The organism is Microbacterium sp. zg.Y909 (assembly GCF_024626565.1).
Genome location: NZ_JANJFJ010000142.1, coordinates 1 through 10,507, shown reverse-complemented (window position 1 = coordinate 10,507; position 10,507 = coordinate 1). Strand labels below are relative to the sequence as shown.

At 71.4% G+C, this 10,507-nt stretch carries 11 protein-coding genes; 8 read left to right on the top strand and 3 right to left on the bottom strand.

Translation table 11 applies throughout. The features are described 5' to 3' along the window. The 5 genes from NQ160_RS11710 to NQ160_RS11690 all read left to right on the top strand — a co-directional run. Positions 1-828, top strand: an 828-nt coding sequence (locus NQ160_RS11710) for a cytochrome b/b6 domain-containing protein (RefSeq protein ID WP_257515414.1), incomplete at its 5' end; no start/stop codon positions are given. 6 nt (positions 829-834) lie between these two features. Further along, complete coding sequence (locus tag NQ160_RS11705; RefSeq protein ID WP_257515413.1) at positions 835-1,659, top strand: MBL fold metallo-hydrolase; 825 nt, start codon at positions 835-837, stop codon at positions 1,657-1,659. Positions 1,660-1,866: 207 nt separating this feature from the next. Further along, positions 1,867-3,060, top strand: a complete 1,194-nt coding sequence (locus tag NQ160_RS11700; RefSeq protein WP_257515412.1) for an acyl-CoA dehydrogenase family protein — start codon at positions 1,867-1,869, stop codon at positions 3,058-3,060. A gap of 4 nt (positions 3,061-3,064) precedes the next feature. Next, a complete protein-coding gene (locus NQ160_RS11695) occupies positions 3,065-3,841 on the top strand; it encodes an enoyl-CoA hydratase-related protein (protein ID WP_257515411.1) in 777 nt (258 codons plus the stop codon). Between the two features lie 27 nt (positions 3,842-3,868). After that, complete coding sequence (locus tag NQ160_RS11690) at positions 3,869-4,780, top strand: alpha/beta fold hydrolase (protein WP_257515410.1); 912 nt, start codon at positions 3,869-3,871, stop codon at positions 4,778-4,780. Here the strand turns inward: NQ160_RS11690 and NQ160_RS11685 are convergent. From NQ160_RS11685 to NQ160_RS11675, 3 genes are all read right to left on the bottom strand, one after another. Then, positions 4,746-5,555 (bottom strand): glycosyltransferase family 2 protein, encoded by an 810-nt coding sequence (locus NQ160_RS11685; protein WP_257515409.1) that lies wholly within the window; start codon positions 5,553-5,555, stop codon positions 4,746-4,748. The two genes, NQ160_RS11690 and NQ160_RS11685, sit on opposite strands and share 35 nt — an antisense overlap. Before the next feature lie 120 nt (positions 5,556-5,675). Then, positions 5,676-6,431, bottom strand: coding sequence for a coenzyme F420-0:L-glutamate ligase (locus NQ160_RS11680; RefSeq protein WP_257515408.1), 756 nt, complete (start codon positions 6,429-6,431; stop codon positions 5,676-5,678). Between the two features lie 4 nt (positions 6,432-6,435). Further along, positions 6,436-6,942 carry a GNAT family N-acetyltransferase gene (locus NQ160_RS11675; protein WP_257515407.1) on the bottom strand — a complete coding sequence of 169 codons (507 nt, stop codon included), beginning with the start codon at positions 6,940-6,942 and terminating at the stop codon, positions 6,436-6,438. Between the two features lie 214 nt (positions 6,943-7,156). Between NQ160_RS11675 and NQ160_RS11670 the strand changes: the two genes are divergently transcribed. From NQ160_RS11670 to NQ160_RS11660, 3 genes are all read left to right on the top strand, one after another. Next, positions 7,157-8,581, top strand: a complete 1,425-nt coding sequence (locus tag NQ160_RS11670; RefSeq protein WP_257515406.1) for an HNH endonuclease signature motif containing protein — start codon at positions 7,157-7,159, stop codon at positions 8,579-8,581. 66 nt (positions 8,582-8,647) lie between these two features. Then, the gene (locus tag NQ160_RS11665) at positions 8,648-9,208 is read left to right on the top strand and encodes a thioesterase family protein (protein WP_257515405.1); all 561 of its coding nucleotides are present in this window, start codon (positions 8,648-8,650) and stop codon (positions 9,206-9,208) included. 109 nt (positions 9,209-9,317) lie between these two features. Continuing rightward, on the top strand, positions 9,318-10,507 hold a 1,190-nt coding region (locus NQ160_RS11660), incomplete at its 3' end, for a proline dehydrogenase family protein (RefSeq protein WP_257515404.1).

Genomic DNA, 10,507 nt, shown 5'->3' with positions numbered 1-10,507 from the left:
CGGTGGTTCCTGAGCCTGGAGTTCATGCAGGAGTTCCTCGCCACCTACCCCGGCGAGTACCACCTGCCCGAGGGCGCCCCCATCGGGTTCCCTGCGTGGCTGGGGTGGCAGCACTTCTTCAACGCCTTCCTCATGGTGCTGATCATCCGCACCGGCTTGCAGGTGCGCACCGAGAAGCGGCCCACCGTGTTCTGGACGCCGCGCCGCGACAAGAAGGGCAAGACCAGCCTCAACATCTGGTTCCACCAGGCGCTGGACGTGCTGTGGCTGGCCAACGGCCTGATCTTCGTGGTGCTGCTGATCGTCTCCGGGCAGTGGATGCGCATCGTCCCGACCAGCTGGGAGGTGTTCCCCAACGCCCTGTCGGCGGTGCTGCAGTACATCTCGCTGGACTGGCCGACCGAGAACGGCTGGGTCAACTACAACTCGATCCAGCAGCTGGCGTACTTCACGACGGTGTTCATCGCAGCTCCCCTGGCGACGATCACGGGGTATCGCATGAGCGGCCTGTGGCCCAAGAACGCCGCCGGCCTCAACAAGGCGTACCCGATCGACTGGGCGCGGAAGCTCCACTTCCCCGTGATGCTGTTCTTCGTCGCGTTCATCATCGTGCACGTCGGTCTGGTGTTCGCCACCGGTGCGCTGCGCAACCTCAACCACATGTACGCCGCTCAGGGGTCGGTCGACCCGGCCGCCTACGCGGACAACTGGACGGGGTTCTGGATCTTCATCGCCTCGATCGTCGCCATCGCGATCGCCTGGATCGCCGCCCGACCGATGGTCGTCGCCCCGATCGCGCGCCTCTTCGGCACGGTGAGCGGGCGGTAGATCGACATGGATGCCGCGGCCGAGCGCTGGACCGGGCTGGTCACCCGCGTGCTGGCGCCGAACGCGGGCCCCATGACGCTCGACGGCACGAACTCCTTGGTGATCGGGGCGCGCGGCGCGACGTCGGTCGTGGTCGTCGATCCGGGCCCCGATGACGACGGTCACCTGCAGGCACTTCAGCAGTTCGGGCCGGTCGAGCTGATCCTTCTCACCCACCATCATCACGACCACACCGAGTCGGCGCCGCGGTTCGCCGCCCTCACGGGTGCGCCGGTGCGGGCGTTCGACCCGGCGCTGTGCAGCGGCGGACCTCCGCTCACGGACGGCGACCGGATCGACGCGGCGGGCACCGTGATCGAGGTCGTCGGCACTCCCGGGCACACGGCGGACTCCGTCTCGCTGCACCTGCCGCACGATGCGCCGGCCGGCGACCCGGAGGCATCCGCCACCGGCAGCATGCTCACCGGCGACACGATCCTCGGGCGGGGCACGACGATCATCGCCGCGCCAGACGGGTCGCTCGGCAGCTACCTGGCGACCCTCGAGCGGCTGCGGGCGTATGGACGCATCCCCGCGCTTCCCGCCCACGGGCCGATGCTCCCCGACCTCGTGGCTGTGTGCGACGCCTACACGGAGCACCGCCGCGGGCGACTGCAGGAGGTGCGCGACGCGCTCACCGCGCTCGGCCGGTCTGCGGCCACGGATGCCGACCTCGTCGCCGCCGTGACCGACGCGGTGTACGGCGGGGTGGATCCGGCGGTGCGGTTCGCCGCAGAGGCCTCGGTGCGCGCGCAGCTGGCCTACCTGGGCGACGAGTCCGCCGCGGGCTGAGCCGCTGCGCCCGGCCGGGAAGGCGCGGCCGGCTGGCTGCGCCCGTTCCCGGATCCCGGCGCGCACGCTCGGCTGAGGAGATCGGCCGGAATGAGGGCGATCCGCCGCCAGACGCCCTCATTCGGGCGGATCCCCTCATCCCGGCCGGAAACCCGTGCCTAAACTGTTCGCACCGCTCACACCGCCTCGGCCACAAGCCTGAACAGGATGGACACGACGATGACGTCGACGATGACCGACCCGCCCGCACTCAGCGACGACGAGAGGGCCGCGATCCTCGACGCCGTCCGTGAGTTCACCGCCGCCGAACTGGCGCCGCATGCGCTCGACCGCGATGAGCGGGAGATCTTCCCCCGCGACACCCTGCGCCGTGCCGGTGAACTGGGTCTCGGCGGCATCTGCGTGCGCGAGGACGTCGGCGGCGCGGGCCTCGCGCGCATCGACGCGGTCGCGATCTACGAGGCGCTCGCCGAGGGCGACCCTTCGATCGCGGCGTACATCTCGATCCACAACATGGTCGCCGGCATCATCGACGTCTACGGCACCGAAGAGCAGCGCATCCACTGGCTCCCGCGCCTGGTGTCGCTGGAAGACGTGAGCTCGTACTGCCTGACCGAACCGGGGGCGGGGTCGGATGCCGCATCCCTCGTGACCACGGCGGTGGCCGAGGGCGACGGCTATGTGCTCACCGGGGTGAAGCAGTTCATCTCGGGCGCCGGCGAGTCCGCCGTCTACGTCGTCATGGCACGCACCGGGGACGCTACGTCCGGCGCCCGCGGCATCTCGGCCTTCCTCGTGCCGGGGGACGCGCCGGGGCTTTCGTTCGGCCCGAACGAGCACAAGATGGGCTGGCGCGCACAGCCCACCAGACAGGTGGTGCTCGACGGCGTGCGCGTCCCGGCATCCGCCCTCATCGGCGAGGAGGGGCAGGGCTTCCGCATCGCGATGGCCGCCCTCGACGGCGGGCGGCTGGGGATCGCCGCGTGCTCGATCGGCGGCGCGCAGTGGGCGCTGGACCGGGCGGTGCGCTACGTGCAGGAGCGCACCGCGTTCGGCGAGGCCCTCGCCGAGAAGCAGTCGGTGGTGTTCAGCCTCGCCGACATGGCGACCGATCTGCACGCCGCCCGAGCCCTGGTGCAGGGCGCGGCCCGGGCGCTGGACGCCCGTGCGGACGACGCCGCGGTGCAGTGCGCCATGGCCAAGCGGTTCGCCACCGACGCCGGGTTCCGCGTCGCCAACGACGCGCTGCAGCTGCACGGCGGCTACGGCTACCTGCGCGAGTTCGGCCTCGAAAAGGTGGTGCGCGACCTGCGCGTGCACCAGATCCTGGAGGGCACCAACGAGATCATGCGCGTCATCGTGGGCCGTGAGCTGCTGCGCCGTGGCCGCATGGCACGATGAACCCATGACCCCATATGAGACTCTCATCGTCGAGACCCGTGGCCGCGTCGGTTGGATCACGCTCAACCGTCCCGAAGCGCTGAACGCCCTCAACTCCCAGCTCGCCGGCGAGCTGGCTGCAGCGGCAGCCGGGTTCGATGCAGACGAGGAGATCGGCTGCATCGTGCTCACCGGATCCGAGCGCGCCTTCGCCGCCGGCGCCGACATCAAGCAGATGGCCGACAAGACATCGCACGAGATGACGATGCGCAACCCCTTCGCGGGGCTCGAGGAGTTCTCGCGGCTGCGCACCCCCATCGTCGCGGCCGTCGCGGGCTTCGCGCTGGGCGGTGGCTGCGAGCTGGCCATGATGTGCGATGTGATCCTGGCCGCCGACACTGCGCGATTCGGGCAGCCCGAGATCAACCTCGGCGTCATCCCCGGCATCGGGGGCACCCAGCGACTGACTCGCGCGATCGGCCCGTTCAAAGCGGCCGAACTCGTGCTGACGGGGCGAATGATGGATGCCGCGGAGGCAGAGCGCGCCGGCCTGGTGTCGCGCGTCGTGCCGGCATCCGACCTGCTGCAAGAGGCGGCGACGACCGCCGAGAGCATCGCCGGCAAGTCGCTGCCGGTCGTGTACGCGGCGAAGCAGGCGCTGCGCGCGGCGCAGGAGACGAGCCTGGCCGAGGGGCTGCGGCTCGAGAAGAGCCTCTTCACGTCGCTGTTCGCGCTGGAGGACCAGAAAGAGGGCATGGCCGCCTTCACCGAGAAGCGCCCGCCGCGATTCCAGCATCGCTGAGCGACGGCACCCCCCTAGGATGCCCTCGTGGGTCTCAGGCAGCGCAACGGTCGACCGCAGGGCGTGATCGGTCGCGCCGCGGCCCTGGACGCGGCACTGGAGCCGATCGACTGGAGCCGCTTTCCGCCGGGCGCCGAGCGCGACACCGTCGCCGCCCCGAGCGGTGGCATGGCCCGCGTGTCGATGGGCCCGGCTGACGGGACGCGGGTCGTGCTCGTCCCGGGGGTCACGGGCTCGAAGGAGGACTTCGTCCGGATGATGCCGCTGCTGGCGGCGGCGGGCTTCCGCGCGGAGTCCTACGACATGGCCGGGCAATACGAGTCGCACGCCGCCGGGCCCGAGAACCTCGACCCGCCGCGCGAGCACTACACGCTCGACCTCTTCGTCGACGATCTGCTGGCGGTGCTGCACGCCGGGTCGACGCCGGCGCATGTGCTCGGCTATTCGTTTGCCGGCACCGTCGTCACCGTCGCCGCCACTCGCTACCCGCAGCTGTTCCTGAGCGTCACGCTGCTGTCGGCACCGCCGGTCGCGGGCCAGGCGCTGCGCTCGTTCAAGATCCTGGGCCCGGTGACGGGCCCGGTGTCCGCGCGGGTGGCCGCGCGGCTGATGATGTGGGCGGTGCGCAACAACGTCCACCACGCACCGCAGGATCGGGCGGACTTCGTCAAGGCGCGCTTCGCGCTCACGCGCCGCTCGAGCGTGGAGGACATCTTCGGGCTCATGAAGAACACCCCCGACGTCGCGGACGCGCTGCGGGCCACCGGCATCCCGGTGCTGATGATCACCGGCACCGGGGATGTCTGGCCGGTCGAAGCGCATGAAGCGTTCGCGGCGCGGGTGGGCGCGACGATACTGGTCATCCACACCGGCCACAGCCCGTGCGAATCGGCGCCTCACCAGGTCACGGACGCGATGCTGGCGATGATCTGTCCATGACCCGCTGCGCCGTGCGGCGCGCCTCGCGCTGAAGGCGATGCCGCTCCCGTCGCCCCGCGGCGCACTGCCACTGCCGCTGCGCGATGCTCTCCTCGGAGAGGTTCACCGCGATGCCGTGGAAGGCCCAGTTCACGCGCCGGCGAAAGCCGGCCATCGAGTCGAACGGGCGCGCGGAGACACCCACCCGCAGGTCGCGGTCGAACTCCACCCCCATGTCGGGCTGCAGCGCGAAGCTGATCTCGAGGTCATCGTGCATGCGCGGATCGTCCATGTGCAGGTGCGTGCGCATCTCTCCCCACGCCTCGCGGCGCAGCGCGAAGTTCGACCCGAACACCGGCACGTGCCCCATCACCACGCGCATCGACCAGAAATACCCCCCGAGGTACGCATATCGCCCGAGGAAGCGCCGTGGCCAGGTGCCGCCGTAGAACCGCCCCGTGCCCGTGATGCCGGTGAGGGTCGGGTCGGCGTCGAAACGCTCTTCCAGGTGCGCAATCCAGTCCGGAGCCGGAATCGAGTCGGCATCCAGCCGTCCGATGATGTCCCCCTCGGCAGCGTCGAAGCCGGCCGCCGTTGCGCGCAGCACCCCGGGGCGCGGTTCGTCCACGACCCGGGCCCCGGCGGCGCGGGCCACTGCGGCGGTGTCGTCGTGGGAGCCGTTGTCGACGACGATGACTTCGTCCGGCGGGCGGGTCTGCACCGCGATCGCCTCGAGGCAGTGCCGCAGCATACGCGCATCATCACGGGAGGGGATCACGACGCTGATGGTGGTCATGGCGCGTCAGCCTAGGGGTTCCCGGGCCTCCGGGGGAGGGGCTCGGGGAGCTTTGCCGACGCGAGGTGTCCGTTTCGGGTGCGTCCCGGTCCTCGCGCCCGGGCTGCCGCGCCCGCCGGGTCAGCGTGCTGCGAGCCCCGCCGCGTACCCCTGCGCGTACGCCTCATCGGCGCCGAGGTGGAAGAAGTCGCGCTCGGCGGGACGCACGATCGATCGCGCCCCCGGCAGATCGAGCCCGCCGACGAGGTCGGCCCGGCCGCGCACCACTGCGACGGGCAGGCGAGAGGCCTTGCCCTTGACGAGGTCAGCGGCGGCGGCCAGCTCATCCGCGACGCAGGGCATGGTCACCACGAGCGGGCGACCCTCGGCATCCGTCTGCCCTCGCAGGTCCTCCATCACCGTAACGCCCGCCGCGCCGATGGCGTGGTCGGTCTGACCCTCGCGCCACGCGCGGCCCAGGGTGTCCGACACGATGACGCCGACCTGCACCCCGAGACGTTCGCGCAGACCTGCGGCGAGGGTGCGGGCGGAGGCATCCGGGTCGACGGGCAGCAGCAGCACGGTGCCCTGCGGAGTGTTGGAGGCATCGACGCCGGCGGCCGCAGAGACGATGCCGAGGCGGTTCTCGACGATGCGGGTGAGATGCCCGGATGCCGACGTGCGCGAGGCCACCACCCGCACCGTCTCGGCGGTGATGGCGTCTTCACGGTCATCGGCGCGGATCATGCGCCCTTCGGCCTTCGAGACGATCTTGGAGGTCACCACGAGGATGTCGCCGTCGGCGAGCGTGCCGCCGGCGGCATCCGCGATCAGCGTCACGAGGTCGTCGCCGGCGGAGATCTCCGGGATGCCCTCGAGGGCCCAGACCCGCAGCACGGCGTCAGCGGACGAAGCGCACCTCGGTGAGCGTCTCACCGAGGAACGGCTCGGTGTGGCTCGCGCCGTCGAGGGTGAAACCGTTGCGCAGGTAGAAGCGGTGGGCGCGCGGGTTGTCCTCGGCGACCCAGAGATAAGCCGGCTCGTCGGGGTGGATCGCGGCGTCGAAGAGGCGCTGCCCGGTGCCGGTGCCGTGCCAGGCGTCGAGCAGGTAGATGAAGTAGAGCTCGCGATTGCGTGGCGCGTCGCGGTCACGGGCCGGGCCCGAGCCGACGAAGCCCACGATCTCGCCGTCAGCGAGGGCGGCGTGCATGCGGAAGTCCTCGCCCTGCTGCGCCCAGTGGGTCCACAGCTCCGCCAGGCGACGGGGCGAGACGTTCTCGAGCGCGGCTTTGCTGATCAGGTGGTCGTACGTCTCGTGCCAGCACTGCGCGTGCACGCGGCCCAGGGCCTCTGCATCGACGTCGCGCACCGGCCGCACCACGATGTGGGTCTGGGTCTCGGCATCCATGCCGCGACTCTACGCGCGGGGTGCCCGGTGACGAAATCCCACCGGATCGGTGTGTGAAAGCCTCTCGTGCGGCGGTCGGGCGGGATCGTGTGGCCAAGGGCGGCGAGCCCTGCACAGGGGGCCATCTCGTGGGTTCTCCACAGGTGGCGGATAACCCCCGTGATCTGGCAGTTCTGCCCGATCGAATGTCGGTGGCCCCCGCGAGAATGAGCGCATGACCACCTTCCTCAGCCGCCTCGAGACGCTGCGCGAGCACGCCGCGGCGGTGGTGGCAGAGGGGGTCCGCGACGGCGAGCTGGGATCCGCGAGCCACGCCGAGATCGCGGAGCTTCTCGCTGCGGCCGGCGGCATCGGGCGGTGGGTGGATGCCGCCTTGATCGAGATCGTGGGTGAGGCGCAGGCCCGCAGCGAGGGTCCCCGCGACGACCGCCTGACGACGCATCTCGGCTGTCACGACGTCTCCGAATTGGTGCAGCGTGCGGCGCTGGTCGCGCCGCAGACGGCGACCCGCCTGCGCAGAGCAGCGTCGGCGGTGCGGCCGCGGGAGTCGCTGCTGACCGGTGAGACGCTCGACCCCCTGCTGCCGGCGCTGCGCGCGGCGGTGGTCGAGGGCATCGTCGGCCTCGACGGTGCGCTGGCGATCGCCGAGCCGCTGCAGGCGATGGGCTCCCGCGTGGGGCGCGAGGCCGTGCTCACGGCCGACGCCGTGCTCGCCGCAGAGGCGCGGGGTGAGGGACCCGACGGTGGGCCACCGGCCTGCCCCGACCTGCTGCGCGTGCAGGCGCAGGTGTGGTCGGTCGCCCTCGACCAAGACGGCGCGGAGCCGCGCGAGCGCGCCACGATGCACCGCCGGTCGCTTCGGCTCGGTTCGCCCACCGCGTTCGGGGTGCCCGTGCGCGGCATGCTCATGCCCGAGGTCGCCGCGCAGCTGGAGCGCATCTTCGATTCCCTGCTCTCTCCGCGCGGCCGCGTCGCCTTCGACGGGCACGCGACAGCTTCGGGCGACGAGGGTGTGTGGAGTGACGACAGCATTCCGCCGCTTGACGAGCGCACGCGGCCGCAGCGGCAGCATGACGCGCTCGCGACGGCGCTGACCGTAGCGGCCTCGAGCGGCGCCCTGCCCACGGTGGGAGGGGCGGCGCCGACCCTGGTCGTGACGGTGCGCGCGGAGGACCTCGCCGCCGACCGCGGGTACGCGCACGTGGACGGGTGCGAGGAGCCGGTGTCGCCCGCGGTCGCGAGGCACGCGGGGTGCAGCGGGGTCATCCAGCGCGTGACCCTCACCCGCAAGGGCAGGGTCGTCGCGATCGGCACGGAGGAACGCGTGTTCAACCGCCATCAGCGCCGCGCGCTCGCCGCCCGGGACGGCGGCTGCCTGATCCCCGGATGCGGCGTGCCTGCTGCCTGGTGCGAGATCCACCACGTCGAGGCGCATGCCCGGGGCGGGCGCACCCATACCGACAACGGCGTGCTGCTGTGCTGGTTCCACCATCGGTTCCTCGACCGGCACGGCTGGCTGATCCGCATGGTCGACGGCGTGCCCCAGGTGCGGGCGCCCGGCTGGAACGACGCCTCGGGCCGGTGGCGACGAGTCACCCGCTCCGCCACGCGCCTGAAGGACGCGGTCCTGCGGAGGTGACCGGGTTGTCGGCATCCCACAAGCGGTTCGTCCGATCGCGGCGGGACCCCGCTAGCATCGCCGCTCGTGAACGTATGGTGGCGGACTGTCCTGACGATCCTGCGCGCGAAGGTGATGCTGCGGCGTAAAGGACCGATCGAGCCGACCTCGGTGGGCAGAGTGCGGCTGCGCACCCTGCCCACCGACATCGATCTGCTCGGCCACATGAACAACGGTCGCTACGCGTCGCTGTTCGACCTCGGGCGGTTCGATCTGCTCATCCGCACCGGTGTGTGGGATCTGGTGAACAAACAGGGCTGGTACGCCGTGGTCGCGAGCGAGACCATCTCCTTCCGCAAGTCGCTCGGGCTGTGGCAGCGCTTCACGATCGAGTCGCGCCTGCACGGCCACGACGACAAGGCGGTCTACATGGTGCACCGCGCGGTCGTCGACGGCGAGATCTACGCCGAGATGCTGGTGCGCGCCCGCTTCCTCAAGCGCGGCGGCGGGCTCGTCCCGATGGAGGAGCTGTTCGAGGCGCTGCACCGTCCCGACAACCTCGCCCCGTTGCAGCCGTGGGTCACCGAGTGGGCCGCGGCATCCGCGCTGCCGTCGAGGAAGAGTCCGGCGCCGAGCGTCTGGAGCTGACGCTAGAACCCGGGCGAGCGACTCTTCCCAGCCGGCGCAGCGGACGACGCGGGAGAACGTGGGTTCGCACTTCCACCCCGGGGTCCCGGTGCCGACCTAGGCTGGGCGCATGTCGCAGACCTACGAGGACGGGCAGCGCTCGGACACCCATCCCCTGGCCGAGAACGCGGTAGAGCTGGCCCGACGCTGGGTGCGCGAAGCCGCCGCGGTCGACGTCGACCCTGCCGCCGCCCGCCTCGCCGGCGTGCTGAAGGACCCGCAGGGGCTGCCGTTCACGATCGGCTTCGTCGACGGCGTGATGCGGCCGGAGAGCCTGTCGGCCGCGGCATCCCAGCTCGGTCGTATCGCGCCCCTCGTGCCCGGGTTCCTGCCGTGGTACCTGCGCGGAGCGGTGCGCGTGGGCGGCGCGGTCGCGCCGGTGCTGCCGACACCCGTCGTGCCGATCGCCCGCCGGGTGCTGCGGGAGATGGTGGGGCACCTCGTCGCCGACGCCCGACCCGACAAGCTCGGCAAGGCGATCGCCCGCATCCGTGAGAGCGGCGCGCGGCTGAACCTCAACCTGCTCGGCGAAGCCGTGCTCGGCGAGGGTGAGGCGGCACGCCGACGTGACGGCATCCATGACCTCATCCGCCGCGACGACGTCGACTACGTCTCGGTGAAGGTGTCGGCGATCACCCCGCGCATCACGATGTGGGCCTTCGAGGAGACCGTCGAATCCGTGATCGAGCGCCTGCTGCCCCTCTACCTGTCAGCGGCCGAGGACGGCACCTTCATCAACCTCGACATGGAGGAGTACCGCGACCTCGACCTCACCATCGCGGTGTTCACCCGCCTGCTCGAGGACCCCCGGCTGCAGGGGCTCGAGGCCGGCATCGTGCTGCAGGCCTACCTCCCCGACGCCCTGCCGGCTCTGCAGGAGCTCTCGGCGTGGGCGCGTGAGCGGGTGGCCGGGGGCGGCGCCCGCATCAAGGTGCGGCTGGTCAAGGGCGCGAACCTCGCGATGGAGCGGGTGGATGCCACGATGCACGACTGGCCGCTGGCCACCTACGACAGCAAGCTCGACACCGACGCCAACTACCTGCGCTGCCTCGACTGGGCGCTGCGCCCCGAGCGCACCGCCGCGGTGCGCCTCGGCGTCGCCGGGCACAACCTCTTCGACATCGCGTACGCGTGGCTCCTCGCGGGCGAGCGCGGCGTGCAGGCCGACGTCGACGTGGAGATGCTGCTCGGCATGGCCCAGGGCCAGGTGCACGCCGTCGCCCGCGAGGTCGGCCCGGTGCTGCTGTACGTGCCGGTGGT